Source organism: Sagittula stellata E-37, assembly GCF_039724765.1.
Classification (GTDB): domain Bacteria; phylum Pseudomonadota; class Alphaproteobacteria; order Rhodobacterales; family Rhodobacteraceae; genus Sagittula; species Sagittula stellata.
Genome location: NZ_CP155729.1, coordinates 3,284,694 through 3,301,503 on the forward strand (window position 1 = coordinate 3,284,694; position 16,810 = coordinate 3,301,503).

Consider the following 16,810-nt stretch of genomic DNA (forward strand, 5'->3'; position numbering starts at 1 on the left):
TTTCCCGTGTCTCGTTGGGAGAAACACTAATTCATCTTTGTTCCGGAGACAGGGCCTAATCCGATAATCGGCGAAAAAAGGCACAGATTTTGTGGCCATGGGCCGGGCGGGCGGCCATTCTTGTCTTCATCCCGAAAGTTGCCCCAACGGAAACCTGCAATCGGGGGCTACGCTCCGGCAAGTTTTCCATGTTAAGGACGGCCAGTCCCGGCGCGTCGGCGGACCCGGTCCCTGCCCCGCGCCCCTTCATTCGACCGGAGACGCGCCATGTCCCGCCCCCCTTTCGCCGACTGGTTGAGCCAGACGAACGATGTCACTTCCACCTTCCTCGCAGCGGGTCAGATCCCCGGGTTGATCAACCTGGCGGGCGGCCTGCCCGATCCTTCCGCCTGGCCGGTGACAGAGCTGGCAGAGCTGGCGCAGGAAGCGGTGCGCGACTTCCCTGCGGAGTCGCTGGCCTACGGCCCGGTGCCGGGCCAGCCGCGGCTGCGCGATGCCATCGCCGCGCGCTTCTCGACCGACGCGCTGCCACTGACGCGCGACAACGTTCTGGTGACCACCGGCGGCACGCAGGCGCTGGCGGCGCTGGGGCTGGCGCTGGTGATGACCGGCCAGACCATCGCGGTGCAGACGCCCGCCTATCTCGGCGCGCTCGACACATGGCGTGCGCGGGGGCCGGACTACCGGCCCATGGTGCTGGAGGACGCGGACTTCGACCCGGTCGCCGCAATGACCGGCGCCCAGTTCGCCTATACCGTGCCGAATTTCTCCAACCCGTCCGGACGGCTCGTCGGCACGGACCAGCGCCGCGCCCTGATCGACGCCGCCCGCAGGACCGGCACATGGCTGGTGGAGGACGATCCCTACGGCGCGCTCTATTACGACGGCGCGCCCCTGCCCTCCATGCTGGAGATGGCCGGCACCGACAGTCCGGTGATCTACCTCGGCACGGTGTCGAAGGAACTGGCCCCCGGGCTGCGCATCGGCTGGGCCATCGCCGCACCTGAGATGATCGCGGCGCTTTCTGCCGCCAAGCAGGGCACCGACATGTTTTCGTCCGGGCTGTGCCAGATGGTCACCGCGCTGGCCTTCGAGCGCGGCCTGCCGGAGGCGATCCGCCCCCACATCCTGTCGATGTATCGCGCGCGCCGGGACGCACTGTGTGAAGCGCTGGAGACCCACCTCTCCGACTGGTTCACCTGGGAAAAGCCCGAGGGCGGCATGTTCGTCTGGGCCCGCGCCCGCGACGGACGTCTGAACACCGATGCCCTGATGCGCGCCGGTCTGACCGAGGGCGTGTGCATCTCGCCCTCCAGCGTCTTCGACCCGGAACACCGCGACCACGGGGGAATGCGGCTGAACTTCACGCTGAACCCGCCGGACGAGCTGGAGGAAGGCATCCGCCGCCTCGCCCGCACGACCCGCGCGGTCCTGCGCGACGCTGCCTGACAGCGGAGGGCACGGCCCCATTTCGACACCGGGCCGGGCGTCCTTCCGGCTGACGCACCCGTCATGACGGCACCACCGGTTGCGCCGACGGAACGGCGCGCTTGTCGTGACGCCGGGCTGCGCCGTCTTCGATGCACCAGAGCCGCATTGGCGCACCCGCCCCCCGATCCGGCAAGTAACACCGTTTTCCGTGCAGCAAACGCCCCGCCAAAAGCCCGATTTGCGCGTTCGGGGGCGCGTCGCCACACTGCCCGAAGTGGGCCTATGACCGATGATCCGCCGACCCGACAACAAACGACCCATTTCGTGCGGAATCTGCCCTGCTCAACGCGCGGGAGCGACGATCCACCACCCGGCCCGTCAATAACCGCCGGGAACGCAGGGCCGGTTTCGCCGCGCTGACGTGCGCCGATCCGCGCGCGGGCCATGCCCGCGCGCAAAGGGGGCGCCGCCCCCGTCGCGTGCCGCGACTCCCCCGAGGTATTTTGACCAAGATGAAGGGGATCGGGGGGGGGAGAATGGCCGGGCGGACGCGGTCGAGATCGAGAACCGAGGACCGGGCCCGAGGACACGGCCTGCGGCGGCGCGTTGCCGGGGTCACTCGTCGGTGGGGATCATGTCGACGCTGTGTTCCGTCGTGTGCGGGCCGGCGCTCCGCAGCGAACCCTTGACCGGCGCCACATCGGCGTAGTCGCGCCCGACCGCCACGGCCACGTGATCCTGCGCCACGCGCAGGTCGTTCGTCGGGTCGATTTCCACCCAGCCGGTTTCGCGCCCGCACCAGGCGCGCACCCAGGCGTGCATCGCATCGGCGCCTTCGAGCCGCGGCCGACCTTCGGGCGGGGTGGTCCGCAGGAACCCCGAGACGTAGCCCGCGGGCACGCCCACCGATCTCAGCCCCGCGATCATCACGTGGCTGATGTCCTGGCAGACGCCGCGCCTCTGGCGGAAGGCCTCGGCGGGGTCGGTGGCGACATCGGTCGCCCCCGGGTCGAAGGCGAACTCGCGGTGCAGCGCCTCGCTGAGCGCCGAGACCGCTTCGAGCGTGGTCTGTGCCGGGTTCGTCACGTCGCGCACGAAGGCGGTGATGTCGTTGACCGGGCGCACGCGTTCCGACGCGCCGGTGAAGTGGTGCGGACTGTCGGGCGCCAGCGCGTGGTCCGCCGCCACGTCCTCCTTCAACAGACCGAGCGGCGGCGAGAGGTCCATCAGCGCCTCCGGTCCGTGGCAGATCACCCGCCCGTGGAAGCGGAAGGAGACGTCTAGGAGCGGCTCCTGGAAGGTCATCGCCGTCAGCGCGTTGCCGAAGAAGTCGCGCTCGTCGCTGCGCAGCTGCGGTCCGGGCTCGGCCGAGACATGCCCCGCCAGGAGCTGCTGCCTGTCGCCGGTCAGCGGCAGCATCCGCAGCAGCGTCCGCGCCGCGGTGGCCGGGCTTTCGTACTGGTAGCGGATCGCCAGCGTGATGTCGTATTGCACCGGCATCTGTCCCTCAGTTCATGTAGCGCGCGCCAAGCGCGTCGGACACCGCCATCAGCCGGTCCGCCACTTCGAGCAGGCAGGCGCCCGTCAGCGTGTCCGGCGTGGCGACGGCCAGGTCGGTTTCCAGCCGCAGCAGCGCGCGCGCCGTGTCGCCCATCTGCGTGCCTTCGTAGGGTTGCGGCAGGCGCGCCTGCTCGGCCCTCAGGATCTCGACCTGAAAGGCGATGGAGCGCGGGTTGTCCGGGTCGAGCGCCAGCAAGTCCACCACCGTATCGCGTTGGGTGACGACGGCATAGCGGCGGCGGTGGGTCATCACGCTGTCGCCGATCTCGATCGCGGCGTCGAGCCCGCCGGGCGGCGCCGCGTCGTCAGCGAAGGCCGCCAGAAGACGCCCCGTCTGGATGCCGCGTTCGATGCAGCGCCCCATGGTCATGAACCGCCAGCCCGACGCACGGAACATGTTGTCGTTCACGAGGCCGGCAAAGCCCGCGTGCTTGCGCAGGAGCTGGCTCATGGGGCGGGCCATGTCCACGTCCTCGCCCCCCTCGCCCGAGAGGGTGCGGGCCAGCGCCGTGACCTCGTTCAGGGCATACCAGCCGTCGTCCGAAAAACGGTCGCGCACCTTGCCGGCGCAGGTCAGCGCGCTTTCGAAGAGGTTCAGCAGGCCCTGCGGGATCACCTGGTCGTCATCCGTGCCAAGGCCGCCCAGCATGTCGTCGAAGATGTCGAAGAGCGGGCTGTGGTCCAGCCCGGTGTCGTCGCGCCTGAGGCGCACGGCGCGCAGCGTGCGCATGGCGAACTCTGCCCGTTCCACGTAGCGGCCCAGCCAGAACAGGTTGTCCGCCGCACGCGCCGGAAGCCGGGCCGAGCGGTAGCGCACGAAGGGCTTGCCGGCGGTATGGGTCAGGCTGTCGGGTTTGACCGGCTGGTCGGCCACCACCCAGACGTCCGCGACCGATCCTCCGGACTGCATCGCCAGCGCCGTCGGGTCCTCTGTCCGGCCGATCCGGGCGTAGCCGCCGGGCATCACCTCCCAGCCTTGAGGGGTGCGCACCGCGAAGGCGCGGATCACCATCGGCCGGGGCAGCAGCTTGCCGTCGATCATCGCGGGCGTGGTCGAGAGCGTCACCGCCTCCTGCCCCACCAGATCGGCGCCATTCGCCTCCACCCAGTCGCGGACCGCCATCTGGGCCGAGGACCGGAACCGCCCCCCCAGCGCCGTCGATCCGTCCATCTCGAACGGCAGACCGGTGGACATCGCGGGGGCGATCATCATCCGTTCCAGGTGGTCGCGCACATGCGCCAGTTCGCGCGGCTGGCCGCACCACCATGTCGCGATATTGGACAGCTTCAGCGGCGCGCCGGTCAGTTGCTGGCAGATACGCGGCAGGAAAGCCATCAGCGCACGGGCCTCCAGCACACCCGACCCCAGCGCGTTCAGCATCGACACCGAGCCCGCCCGCAGCGCCGAGACCATCCCCGGCGTGCCGATGGCCGAGTGTTCGTCCAGTTCCAGCGGATCGGCAAAGCGCGCGTCCAGTCTGCGCCACAGCACCGACACCGGTTCCAACCCGTTGATCGTACGGACCATCAGCCCGTCCGGCGTCACCGTCAGGTCGGCGCATTCCAGCAACAGCAGGCCCAGGTAACGCGCGATATAGGCGTGTTCGAAATACGTGTCGGTGTGCTGGCCCGGCGTCAGGATCGCCACCTGTCCGCCACCCGGCCCCCTGAGCCCGATCAGGCTGTCGCGGAACGAGCGGAAGAACCCCGCCAGCCGGTGCACGTTGGCCTCCGGGAAGAAGTCGGTGAAGGTCCGCGCCGTCGCCATACGGTTTTCAAGCGCGAAGCCCGACCCGGAGGGCGCCTGCGTCCGGTCGCCCAGCACCAGCCAGCTGCCATCCGGCGACCGGCCGATCTCGAAGGCGATCATGTGCAGGTAGTGGCCCGATCGGGGCTGCACCCCCACCATCGGGCGCAGCCATTCGGGGTTGTCGGCCACCAGTTGTGGCGGCAGCAGCCCCTTCTTCACCAGATCGCCCGGACCGTAGAGGTCGGCCATCAGCGCCTCCAGCAGGTCGGCGCGCTGGATCAGCCCCTCGGCCAGATCGGCCCATTCGGACTCCGCGATCATCACGGGGATGTGCGACAGCGGCCAGTCGCGCATCGTCGAGTCGCTGTCGGTGTACTGCCGGTAGTAGACGCCCGCGTCCTTCAGATACTGGTCGCCCCGCGCGAAATCCGCCGCGAGATCCTCGGGCGAGGTCTTCGCGAGGAACTCGATCATCGGCTTCCAGACCGGGCGCACCGTGCCATTGGCGCGCAGAAGCTCGTCGGCCACTCCTTCGAGCGGCCGATAACCTTCAATCGCCTCGGGGCGTGACATGGCGGCCCTCCCTTCCGCCATAGGTCACACGCCCGGCGAGCGGCGCAGGTCCAGCGTCATCGGGAATTCCGGGTGCGGGACCTCGCTTGCCGGCCAGAAGGTGCCGGCCGTGTGGCCAAACTTCTCGAACCGTGCCAGCCGGCGGGCATCGGCCTCGTTGGTGTTGACCGGGAAGGTGTCGTAGTTGCGCCCGCCCGGATGCGCCACGTGATAGGTGCAGCCACCGATGGACCGCCCCGACCAGGTGTCGAAGACGTCGAAGACCAGCGGCGCGTCCACCGGCAGCACCGGGTGCAGCGCCTCCGCCGGCTGCCACGCCTTGAAGCGCACGCCACCGACCTTCACGCCGCTCGTCCCCGTCGCGGTCAGAGGCACCGCGCGGCGGTTGCAGGTCACCGTGTAGCGGTCAGGGTTCAGGGTCGTGAGCTGCACCTGCATCCGCTCCACCGAACTGTCGGTATAGCGCACCGTCCCGCCGATGGCGCCGCGCTCGCCCAGCACGTGCCAGGGCTCCAGCGCTTGCCGGACCTCCAGGTTCACGCCCTCGTAGGTCACGTCGCCCGCATAGGGGAAACGGAACTCCTTCTGCGCCTCGAACCACTCCGGTCGCAGGTCGAAGCCGTTGTCGCGCAGGTCGCCCAGCACGTCGAGGAAATCGGCCCAGACGAAATGCGGCAGCATGAACCGGTCGTGAAGCTGCGTGCCCCAGCGCACCGGCTTTCCCTTGATCGGGCTCTTCCACAACCGCGCGAGGATCGCCCGGATCAGCACCTGCTGCGCCAGACTCATGCGCGGGTCGGGCGGCATCTCGAAGCCGCGGAATTCCAACAGACCCAGCCGCCCCGTCGGGCCATCGGGCGAGAACATCTTGTCGATGCACAGCTCCGCCCGGTGGGTGTTGCCGGTCACGTCGATCAGTATGTTGCGCAACAGCCGGTCGACCAGCCACGGTTGCGGCTGCGGGTAATCCTCCCCCGGATCGGGGATCTGCGCCAGCGCGATCTCAAGCTCATAGAGCGTATCGTGCCGCGCCTCGTCGATCCGCGGCGCCTGGCTGGTCGGACCGATGAACAGCCCCGAGAACAGATAGGACAGCGCCGGGTGCCGCTGCCAATAGAGGATCAGCGACCGCAGCAGGTCCGGACGCCGCAGGAAGGGGGAATCCTCGGTCGTGGCGCCGCCGACAACCACGTGGTTGCCGCCGCCGGTGCCCACGTGCTTGCCGTCGATCATGAACTTGTCGGCGCCCAGCCGCGACTGCCGCGCCTCCTCGTAGACGCCTGTGGTGATGTCGACGCAGTCCTGCCAGGTCTGCGCGGGGTGGATGTTCACCTCGATCACGCCCGGATCGGGCGCCACCCGGATCACGTTCAACCGGCTGTCGGACGGCGGGGCGTAGCCCTCGATGTGGATCGGCATCCCCAGCTCGGCGGCGGTCGTCTCGGCGGCGGCCAGCAGTTCGAGGTAATCCTCCAGCGTGCCCACCGGCGGCATGAACAGGCACAAACGCCCGTCGCGCGGCTCGATGGCGATGGCGGTGCGGACGTATCCCAGCGACGGGTCGACGCCGTCCATGCTCATCGGGTTCTGCCGCGCCTGCCGCCCGCCCTCCTCGGGCTTGATTCCCGATACCGGCTGGCTGCGCTCCTGCGTGACGTCGGGCAGCACCTCCGCCTCCTCGGCGGCGATACGCTCCAGCTCTTCCAGGATCGCCTTGCGGCGACGCTCCAGCTCCGCGTGGAAGTTGGGCAGCGCGGCGACCGGCACGCTCGGATCGGCGCTGTAGGTGTAGGGATAGTCCGAGGCCGGGATGTGGGGCAGCGTGCCCAGCGGCAGGCGGAACCCCACGGGGCTGTCGCCGGGGATCAGGTAGAGATGCCCGCGCCGCGTCTTCCAGTGCTCGCTGACCCAACTCGACTTCGACGCCTTCCCCTGCCAGCGCTGGATCGGCAGCACGTGACCGGCAGGCTCCGTCAGGCCCCGGTTGAAGACCCGCGCGATGCGGGCGCGCGCCTCGGGGTCCTTCAGCTTCGGATCCTCCGGCGTGACGTTGATCGGCAGCCCTGCCTCCTTCAGCACCCACTCGGCGGGGTCCTCGTAGGCGGGACGGACGAACTCGGGCTCGATCCCAAGCGTCTCCGCGAAGGTCTCCATGAACCGCCCGGAATCGGCGTTGGTGGCACCGGTCTGCGTCTCGGGCGCGACAAGGTCGGGGTTCTTCCAGATCGGCTGCCCGTCGCGGCGCCAGAACAGGCTGAAGGTCCAGCGCGGCAGGGTCTCGCCCGGATACCACTTGCCTTGTCCATAGTGCAGGAAGCCGCCCGGCGCGAAACGCTGCCGCAGGCGGCGGATCAGCAGATCGGCGCGCATACGTTTTGTCGGGCCCACGGCGGCGGTGTTCCACTCCGCGCTCTCAAAATCGTCGATGCTGACGAAGGTCGGCTCGCCGCCCATGGTCAGGCGCATGTCCTGCTCTGCCATCACCGCGTCCACCTCGCGCCCGAGCTTGTCGAGCGCCTGCCAGCTTTCCTCGCTGAACGGCTTGGTGATGCGCGGATGCTCCGCGATGCGATGCACCTCCATCTCGAAGTTGAAGGTGGTCTGCGTGTCCGGATCGCCGGTGAAGCCGCCGACGATGGGGGCCGCGTTGGAATAATGCGGCGTCGCGGCCAGCGGGATGTGGCTCTCGCCGGTCATCAGGCCGCTCGTCGGGTCAAGCCCGATCCAGCCCGCGCCGGGCAGGTAGACCTCGCACCAGGCATGCAGGTCGGTAAAGTCGTGATCCGTGCCCGAGGGGCCGTCGAGCGCCTCCAGGTCCGGCTTCAGCTGGATCAGGTAGCCCGAGACGAACCGCGTGGCAAAGCCCAGTTGCCGCAGGATGTTGATCAGCAGCCACGATGTGTCGCGACACGAGCCCGATCCCTTCTCCAGCGTCTCCTCCGGCGTCTGGACGCCCGGCTCCATGCGGATCAGGTAATCGATCTCCTGCTCGAGGCGCGCGTTCAGCGCCACGAGGAAATCCACAGTCCCGGTCTTCTCGCGCGGGACGCTGTCGACCCAAGCCCTGACCTTCGGCGTCAGTTCTTCCGCCTTGCGGTACTGCGCAAGATCCCCGGCGATCTCTGCCGGGTAGTCGAACGGCCACTCCCGCGCGCCCTCCTCCAGGAAGAAGTCGAAGGGGTTGTAGACCGTCATGTCGGCGACGAGATCCACCTCGATTGAGAACTCTGTCACCGGCTCCGGAAAGACGAAGCGGGCCATCCAGTTGCCGTAGATGTCCTGCTGGTGATTGACGAAATGCCCCTCCGGCCCGACCTTCAAAGTGTGCGAGATCACACGGGTCCGGCTGTGCGGCGCCGGCCTCAGACGCACGATCTGCGGCGACAACGTCACCGGCCGGTCGTACTTGTAGTGGGTCAGGTGCCGGATGCTTGCAGTGATCGCCATGAGGTGCCTTCCAGGATGATGTCCTGCCCGACAGATGACCCCTCAGTCGCCCGGATGTAAAGCAAGCCGGCTTTCCCGCGCCGCAATTCCGGGCATTCCCGCGACACCCTGCCATCGAAACGCGCAGACCCTGCCGCATTGCAACAGGCGCCGATACCGGAATTTCGTCTCGCTGACGCGAGCCGACCCGCGCGGGCTGCGCCCGCGTGCCAAAAATGGCGACGTCCACCTCTTCCGACAATGCTCCGCTTCTTGGTGGCCGTGTCTGCGCTGCGCGCAAGAGGGGGCGCCGCCCCCGCCGCGCCTGCGGCGCGACTCCCCCGAGGTATTTGGACCAAGATGAAGGACTTGCGCCGCGCTTGCCCTTCATCTTGGTCCAAATACCTGTTTCTGCCGTGCGGCAAGACCGGCGGCCCGGCAGACAGTCCCATGACGGCGCGAAGGCCGGTGTCAGGCGACCCGGTCGGGCGGGGTGTGGCCGTCCAGGGCTGCGGCAAGGTTTTCCAGGGCGCGAAAGCCCATGGCTTCCCGCGTTTCCCGCGTGGCACTGCCGAGGTGGGGCAGGACGACGATGTCCGGGCAGTCGAGGAGTTCAGGACTGACCTCCGGTTCGCCGTCGAACACGTCGAGCCCGGCGCCGCCGAGTTGTCCGGCGTGGATGGCGCCGACAAGGGCCGCCTCGTCGACCACCTCGCCGCGCGCGGTGTTGATGAGGATGGCCCGGGGTTTCGCCAGGGCGAGCCGCGCGGCGTTCAACAGGTGCCGGTTCGCGGCGCCACCCGGGCAGTGGAGCGAGACAAAGTCGCATTCGGGCATCAGTGCTTCGAGGCTGTCGACCTGCCGCGCCCCGCAGGCGGCCAGCGTCCCGGGCGCCACGGCGGAGCGGTTCTGGACCAGGATCCGCATGCCAAAGCCGTGGTGCGCCCGGCGCGCCATCTCCTGCCCAATCCGCCCGAATCCCACGATGCCCAGCGTCTTGCCGGTCACCTTCGTGCCCAGAAGGTGGGTGGGCCGCCAGCCAGACCAATGGCCGGCCCGGACCTCGCGTTCGCCCTCGCCCGCCCGGCGCGCAGCCATCAGCAGAAGCGTCATGGCAATGTCTGCCGTGCAGTCGCTCAGGACGTCAGGCGTGTTCGTCACCACGATCCCGAGCCGCCCCGCCGCCTCCGTGTCGATATGGGAGAAGCCCACGCCGTAATTCGCCAGCACCCTGCAGCGCGGCGCCTCGATCCCGTCAAAGACCGCAGGGCCCAAGGCGTCGGTCACCGTGGGCAGGATCGCGTCATGGGTCATCATCGCTTCGCGGAAGGCGGCCGTGTCGAGCGGCCTGTCGTCCGTGTTGAACGTCACGTCGTAACGCGCCGCCAGTGCGGTCTCCACCGCCTCCGGCCAGCGGCGGCTTAACAGAACCTTCGGTCGCGACATCGCATCCTCCCTCTTGCCTCGGCTACAGAAGACCCGCACCGGCGCGGCGCGTGAACCCTGCCTTTCGGCGCGGCCTCAGTACAGGCCCGCCACCCGTCCGCGCAGCGCCACCAGCGCCAGCACCGTGTCGATGGCGGGCGTCGCCACCCCCGTCAGCCGCCCCAGCTCCTGGACCGAGGCCACCAGCGCGTCGATCTCCATCGGCCGCCCGGCATCGAGGTCCTGCAGCATGGAGGTCCGGTGCGCGCCCACCGCGGCGCCGCCGTCGATCCGCCGCTCCACATCGATGGGGAACTTCACCCCCAGCCGCTCGGCGATCTCCTGCGCTTCCAGCATCATCGCCTTCGCCACCGCGCGCGTGCCCGGATCGGTACAAAGCACGTCGAGCGTCGCGTGGGTCAAGGCCGAGATCGGGTTGAACGACAGGTTGCCCCAGAGCTTCACCCAGATCTCGTCCCTGAGCCGCGGCCGCACCGGCGCCTTCAGCCCCGCCGCGCTCAGCGTCTTCGACAAGGCAACCGCCCGCTCCGATTTGCTGCCGTCCGGTTCCCCCAGCGAGAACCGGTTGCCCTCCACGTGCCGCACCACGCCCGGCCGGATCACCTCCGCCGCCGGGTAGACCACGCAGCCCAGCACCCGGTCGGGGCCAAAGCCGTCCCACTGCCGACCACCGGGATCGACCGTTTCCAGCCGCGTGCCTTCCAGTTCCCCGCCGTGCTTGTGGAAATACCACCAAGGCACGCCGTTCACGCCCGATACCACGCAGGTCTCCTTGCCGATCAGCGGCGCCATCGCGTCCACCACGCCCGGCACCGAATGCGCCTTCAGCGTGACGATGACGTAATCCTGTTCGCCCAGCTCCGCCGGATCCGAGGCGGCACGCACCGGCACCGCCGTCTCCGCCCCCTCCTCGATCAGCCGCAGCCCATCCGCCTGCATCGCGGACAGATGCGGGCCGCGCGCCACCAGCGACACCTCCGCCCCGGCCTGCGCCAGTTTCGCCCCCATGTAGCCGCCGATGGCGCCCGCGCCAAAGATACATATCCGCATCGCACCCCGTCAGGCCCCTGCCCGACACCCCTGTTTCTCTGCTTTCCAAATACTCACCCGCAACGACCGCCGCGGGCGCATCGCTCAGGACACCAGCCCCAGCTTCTCCGCCATGCCGATGCGCTGCATCTTGCCCGTCGCGCCCTTGGGGATCTCGTCGAGGATCACCACCCGCGCCGGCACCTTGAAGGCCGCCATCCGTTCCCTGGCAAAGGCGCGGATCTCCGCCTCGTCCGCCGACATGCCCTCGCGCAGGACCACCGCCGCCGCCACCTCCTCGCCCAGCTTGGGGTGCGGGCAGGCGAAGGCCACGCATTGCGCCACGGCCGGATGATCCATCAGCACGCCGTCGACCTCCAGCGGCGACACCTTCTCGCCGCCACGGTTGATGATCTCCTTCAGGCGTCCGGTCAGGAACAGGTAGCCGTCGGCGTCGAACGCCCCCTGGTCGCCGGTGCGGAACCAGCGCTTGCCGTCCGCCTCGAAGAACGCCTTCGCATTGGCCTCCGGGTTGCCTTCGTAGCCCGGGGTCACGTTCGGGCCGGAGATCACGACCTCGCCCGTGCCTTCGGTCAGCCGGTCCTCCGCCTCGTCGGCGATGGCCACCCGAGGACCCGCCGCCACGCCGACAGCGCCCGGTTTCTGCCGCGACAGCGGGTTGCAGCACATCTGGTGCGCCGCCTCCGTCATGCCGTAGGCCTCCACCACCGGCGCGCCGAAGGTCTCTCCCAGCGCCGCCATGACCTGCGCCGGAAGCGAGGCCGAGGACGACCGCAGGAAGCGCAGCGGCACCTCCGCGATGACATCCGCGTTGCGCCCGGCGCGCGACAGGATCGCCTGGTGCATGGTCGGCACCGCCGTGTACCACGTCGGCCGCGCCTCCTGCATCATCGCGAAGAAGTTCAGCGCGTTGAAACCGCCGGTGCAGAAGATCGACGCCCCCGCCGCAAGCGAGGCAGACACCGCCGCCACCAGCCCGTGGATGTGGAACAGCGGCATCACGTTCAGGCAGCGGTCGCCCGGCTCCAGCGACAGGGACGCCGCGATATGCTGCGCCGAGGCCGCCACGTTCGACTGCAGGAGCGGCACGATCTTCGGGCGCGAGGTGGTGCCCGACGTGTGCAGGATCAGCGCCACGTCCTCCGCGCCGGGCAGATCGCCCTCCACGGGCGTCACCGCCCCCTCCGCCGTCAGCGAGAAGACCCCGGCGACCGAAGCGTCCTCCGCCAGCCGCAGCACCGTCAGGCCAAAGCGCCGCGCCGCCGCCAGCGCCGGGCCGTCATAGCCCGCCTCGAGGATGATCGCCTTCGCCTTCAGGTCATCGAGATAGAAGGCGAACTCGTCCTCGCGGTAGGCCGGGTTCAGCGGCGCGGTACAGGCCGCCTGCGCCACGGTGACAAAGGTCGTGGCCATGGCCGCCCCGTTCGGCAGCACGATGGCCACCCGGTCGGACGGCCCGACACCGGCGGCGCGCAGATCCGCGCGCACCCGCCCGGTCAGTGCCCTGAGGCCGTCGTAATCCAGCCAGTCCCGGCCCGGCCCGCCGATCGCGGGCGCCTCGCCCGGATGTATCGCCAACAGCGCGTCGATGGTCGTCATGCCATCCTCCCCTTCCGTCTGTCTCCGGCCCGTTCCGGCCCTCGACCACCGTTCTAGCGGATCGCCCCGGCATGAACAGGCCCGAATGATCGGCCACGCGCATCCGCCGCGCAGACAGGCGCCGGTCGGTTGCGGGCCCGGGCACATCCGGGGCACGCCGCCTCATCCGGCCAGACCGACGCGCCGCGCCCCAAGAACCCCCGCCCCCGGCTCACAGCACGACCCGCGCCGCCACGCCCTGCGCCTCCGCCAGCCGCGCCGCGACGGAGGCCACCGCAAGATCCTGCAGGCCCACGCCCGTCCCGTCGAACAGCGTGATCTCGTCGTCCGAGGTCCGCCCCGGATGCGTGCCGTTGATGACCGCGCCGATCGGCGTGATGTCCCCCTCCGACAACAGCCCCCCGGCCACCGCATGCTGCGCCTCGCCAAGGCTGACCGACTGCGCCACCTCGTCGGTAAAGACCGTCGCCGCCGCCAGAAGCGCCGCATCCACCTCCATCTTGCCCTTCGTATCGGTGCCCATGCAGGCGACATGCGTGCCGGGCCGGATCCAGTCCCGCATCAGCAGCGGCTCGAAGGCCGAGGTGATGGTGATGACGACATCCGCCTGCGCCCCCAGTTCCTCCGGCGTCACCGCCTCGAACGGCAGCCCGAGGCTTGCGGCCACCTCCGCCAGTTGCGGCAGCATCTCGGGATGCGGGTTCCAGGCCACGACCTTCTCGAAGGCGCGCTGTTCCGCCGCCGCGCGCAGCTGAAAGGCCGACTGGTGCCCGGCGCCCACCATGCCCAGCACCTTCGCGTCCCGCCGCGCCAGATGCGCGATGGACACCGCCGAAGAGGCCGCCGTGCGCACCGCCGTCAGGTAGTTGCCGCCGACCAGCGCGGACAGCCGCCCGGTGTCGGGATCGAACAGGCAGACCGTCGACTGGTGGTTGGTCAGCCCCCGGCCCGCGTTGCCCGGCCAGTACCCCCCGGCCTTGACGCCCAGCGCCATGCCCGCCCGGTCGAAGCCCGACTTGAAACCGTAGAGCGCGTCGGCATGGCCGATGGCCTCCCGCACCACAGGAAAGTTCCGCGCCTCGCCCGAGGCCATGGCGGCAAACACCGCCTCGACCGCCGCGAACGCCTCCGCCCGGCCCACAAGCGCCCTGCAGGCCTCCTCTCCGACGATAAGCACCCCGTCGCCCTGCTGCGGCGTATCCTTCATGGCATCACACTCCTGTATCCCCTGCCGGACTCCCCCGGCGCTTCGTTTCCCACACCGAACCGCATCCGCGGTCCCCGACCCACCCGCCGCGGCTCACCCGCAAACCGCATGCCTCCGGCACCGGCAACCGCGCCCCCCCCCAATCCCGGCACATGGGTCCCGCCCAAAGCCCGGCCCGGGTGCGCCGTAGCGCACGAGACCGCAGGAAAGCGCCCACGAACCCGGCGCCGCCCGCACGCCCGCACGCCCGCACGCCCGCGACCAACGCCCTCACAGGCACGCTCTCAAGAGCAAGCTTCAAGGGCACGCCCTCACCGCGACCGCCCCCGACGAAGGGTTTCACCCCGTCCCCGCAGGACGACATCCTCCCCTTCATCTTGGCAAAAATACCTCCCGGGGGTCCGGGGGGCGGCGCCCCCCGGCGGATCGGGGCGCGCAAAGCGCCCCGAAACCGCAGGCAAAGGCTCAGAACGCCTTGCCGCGCGCCGACACCGGCCAGAGGGTCTCGACCTTGCCCTTGCGCAGGCCGACGTACCAGTCGTGCACGTTGCAGGTCGGATCGCAGTGCCCGGGCACCAGCCGCAGCCGGTCGTTCACCTTCAGCGCGCCGCCCGGGTCCATCACCACGCCATGCTCGTCCGAACACTTCACATACGTCACGTCGTCGCGCCCGAAGACCACCGGCAGACCGCTGTCCACCGATTGCGCCTTCAGACCGGCGTCGACGATGGCCTTGTCCGCCTTCGCATGGCTCATGACGGAGGTCAGGATGAACAGCGCGTTCTCCCACTCGCCCGCGTCGATCCGCCGGCCCTCGGCGTCGAGGATGCGCCCGTAGTCCGCATCCATGAAGGCATACGACCCGCACTGCAGCTCGTTGTACACGCCCGAGGTCGTCTCGAAGTAATAGGACCCGGTGCCGCCGCCGCCGACGATGTCGCACTCCAGCCCCACGGCGGCGAGGCCCGCCACCGCGTCCTTCACCATGGCCACCGCCACGTCGATCTTCGCCTTCCGGTCGTCATAGGCGTCGAGATGCTGCATCGCGCCCTGGTAGGCCTGCAGCCCCGCGAACGTCAGCCCCTTCGACCCGGCAATCGCCTGCGCGATCTCCACAACCTCGGGCGTGGTCGTCACGCCGCAGCGCCCGGCGCCGCAGTCGATCTCCACCAGGCATTCGATCTCCGTCCCGTGCCGCCGCGCCGCCGCCGAGAGGTCCTCGACGTTCGCAAGGTCGTCGACGCAGCACAGCACCCGCGCACCCAGTTTCGGGATCTGCGCCATGCGGTCGATCTTCAGCGGGTCGCGCACCTGGTTCGACACCATCACGTCCCGGATGCCGCCGCGGGCAAAGACCTCCGCCTCGCTGACCTTCTGGCAACAGACCCCGCAGGCGCCGCCCATCTCGATCTGCAAGAGCGCCACGTCCACCGACTTGTGCATTTTGCCATGCACACGGTGCCGCATCCCGTGCGCCGCCGCGTAGTCGCCCATCTTCCGCACGTTGCGCTCCAGCGCGTCGAGGTCGAGCACAAGGCACGGCGTCTGCACCTGCGCCTCGTCCATTCCCGGAAGCGCCGGGATGTCGTACCCCACTTCGTAGTCGTCGAACGTCTTCATGTCCTTCATCGCACCTGTTCCCCTATGTTGCGCCATCCGCCGCCGCGCGCGGCTCTTTCGCGATCCATCCGCATGGCCGGCCCGGACCGCGCACCGACAGCCGCCGACGGGCGGAGCGGTCCGTAGGGTGAGCTTTCAGGCCACCCCCGCCCCCGCGTCCCGCTCATCCCGCCATCCACGGCAGGCGGTCGAGGTCGACGTTGCCGCCGGTCACGATCACGCCCACACGCTTGCCCGCGAACCGTGCGCGGTGCTTCAGCACCACCGCCAGCGCCACCGCCGAGGACGGCTCCATCACCACCCGCAGATGCTTCCACGCCAGCTTCATCGCGTCCACGATTTCCTCTTCCGTCGCGGTCGGAATGTCGGTCACGAAGCGCGACACGAAATGCCATGTGTTTTCCTTGAGCGGCACCTTCAGCCCGTCCGCCACCGTCTCCGGCGCGTCGTCCGCGATGATCCGTCCCGCCTGCAGCGACCGCGCCGCATCGTCGGCATTCAGCGGCTCGGCAGCGAAGACCGCAATCTCCGGCGCCAGGTTCGACAGCGTCAGGCAGGTGCCCGAGATCATGCCGCCGCCGCCGATGGGCGCCACCACGGCCTCCAGCCCCTCAACCTGCTCCAACATCTCCAGCGCACAGGTCGCCTGACCGCAGATCACCCGCGGGTCGTTGTAGGGGTGGACGAACGCACCGCCCGTGGCCGCCTGCACCTCGGCAAAGACCGCCTCCCGCGACGAGGTCGAGGGGTCGCATTCGGTGATCGTGCCGCCGTAGCGCCGCACCGCGTCCTTCTTGGCCTCCGGCGCCGTGCGCGGCATGACCACGTTGCAGGGGATGCCCCGCCGCCCCGCCGCCCAGGCCAGCGACAGCGCGTGGTTGCCCGAGGAATGCGTGCAGACGCCCTTTTCGGCCAGCGCGTCGTCCAGCCCGAAGACCGCGTTGGTCGCGCCCCGCACCTTGAAGGCCCCGGCCTCCTGCAGGTTCTCGCATTTGAAGTGCAACGCCGCGCCGGTCAGCGCGTCCAGGTAATCCGACCGCAGCACCGGCGTGCGGCGCACATGCGGTCTGATCCTGTCGTGTGCATCGCGCACGTCGCCGATCGTCAGGGCCGAGGCGTCCGTCATCGCGTCCAGCATGGCACCGTCC

At 69.5% G+C, this 16,810-nt stretch carries 10 protein-coding genes; 1 reads left to right on the forward strand and 9 read right to left on the reverse strand.

Going from position 1 to position 16,810, the window contains the following annotated elements:
• Positions 1 to 267: 267 nt before the first annotated feature.
• Entirely contained in the window at positions 268 to 1,449 is a 1,182-nt protein-coding gene (locus ABFK29_RS15605) for a PLP-dependent aminotransferase family protein (protein WP_005863827.1), read from the forward strand.
• Positions 1,450 to 2,046: 597 nt separating this feature from the next.
• Here the strand turns inward: ABFK29_RS15605 and ABFK29_RS15610 are convergent.
• From ABFK29_RS15610 to bhcB, 9 genes are all read right to left on the reverse strand, one after another.
• The gene (locus tag ABFK29_RS15610) at positions 2,047 to 2,931 is read right to left on the reverse strand and encodes a transglutaminase family protein (RefSeq protein WP_005863829.1); all 885 of its coding nucleotides are present in this window, start codon (positions 2,929 to 2,931) and stop codon (positions 2,047 to 2,049) included.
• A 7-nt stretch (positions 2,932 to 2,938) separates the two neighbouring features.
• Positions 2,939 to 5,314 carry a circularly permuted type 2 ATP-grasp protein gene (locus tag ABFK29_RS15615; RefSeq protein WP_040605206.1) on the reverse strand — a complete coding sequence of 792 codons (2,376 nt, stop codon included), beginning with the start codon at positions 5,312 to 5,314 and terminating at the stop codon, positions 2,939 to 2,941.
• A 24-nt stretch (positions 5,315 to 5,338) separates the two neighbouring features.
• The gene (locus tag ABFK29_RS15620) at positions 5,339 to 8,761 is read right to left on the reverse strand and encodes a DUF2126 domain-containing protein (protein ID WP_005863832.1); all 3,423 of its coding nucleotides are present in this window, start codon (positions 8,759 to 8,761) and stop codon (positions 5,339 to 5,341) included.
• 450 nt (positions 8,762 to 9,211) lie between these two features.
• Positions 9,212 to 10,186 carry a 2-hydroxyacid dehydrogenase gene (locus ABFK29_RS15625; RefSeq protein ID WP_005864217.1) on the reverse strand — a complete coding sequence of 325 codons (975 nt, stop codon included), beginning with the start codon at positions 10,184 to 10,186 and terminating at the stop codon, positions 9,212 to 9,214.
• 75 nt (positions 10,187 to 10,261) lie between these two features.
• Entirely contained in the window at positions 10,262 to 11,236 is a 975-nt protein-coding gene (locus ABFK29_RS15630; protein WP_005864218.1) for a 2-dehydropantoate 2-reductase, read from the reverse strand.
• Between the two features lie 84 nt (positions 11,237 to 11,320).
• Positions 11,321 to 12,835: an acyl--CoA ligase gene (locus tag ABFK29_RS15635; protein WP_005864219.1), complete on the reverse strand. Its 1,515-nt coding sequence runs from the start codon at positions 12,833 to 12,835 to the stop codon at positions 11,321 to 11,323.
• Positions 12,836 to 13,046: 211 nt separating this feature from the next.
• Positions 13,047 to 14,042, reverse strand: a complete 996-nt coding sequence (bhcD, locus tag ABFK29_RS15640; protein WP_005864221.1) for an iminosuccinate reductase BhcD — start codon at positions 14,040 to 14,042, stop codon at positions 13,047 to 13,049.
• Between the two features lie 465 nt (positions 14,043 to 14,507).
• The gene (gene bhcC, locus ABFK29_RS15645; protein WP_005864222.1) at positions 14,508 to 15,671 is read right to left on the reverse strand and encodes a 3-hydroxy-D-aspartate aldolase BhcC; all 1,164 of its coding nucleotides are present in this window, start codon (positions 15,669 to 15,671) and stop codon (positions 14,508 to 14,510) included.
• A 154-nt stretch (positions 15,672 to 15,825) separates the two neighbouring features.
• On the reverse strand, positions 15,826 to 16,800 hold the full coding sequence (gene bhcB / locus ABFK29_RS15650; RefSeq protein ID WP_005864223.1) for a beta-hydroxyaspartate dehydratase BhcB: 975 nt from the start codon (positions 16,798 to 16,800) through the stop codon (positions 15,826 to 15,828).
• Between the last annotated feature and the right edge of the window lie 10 nt (positions 16,801 to 16,810).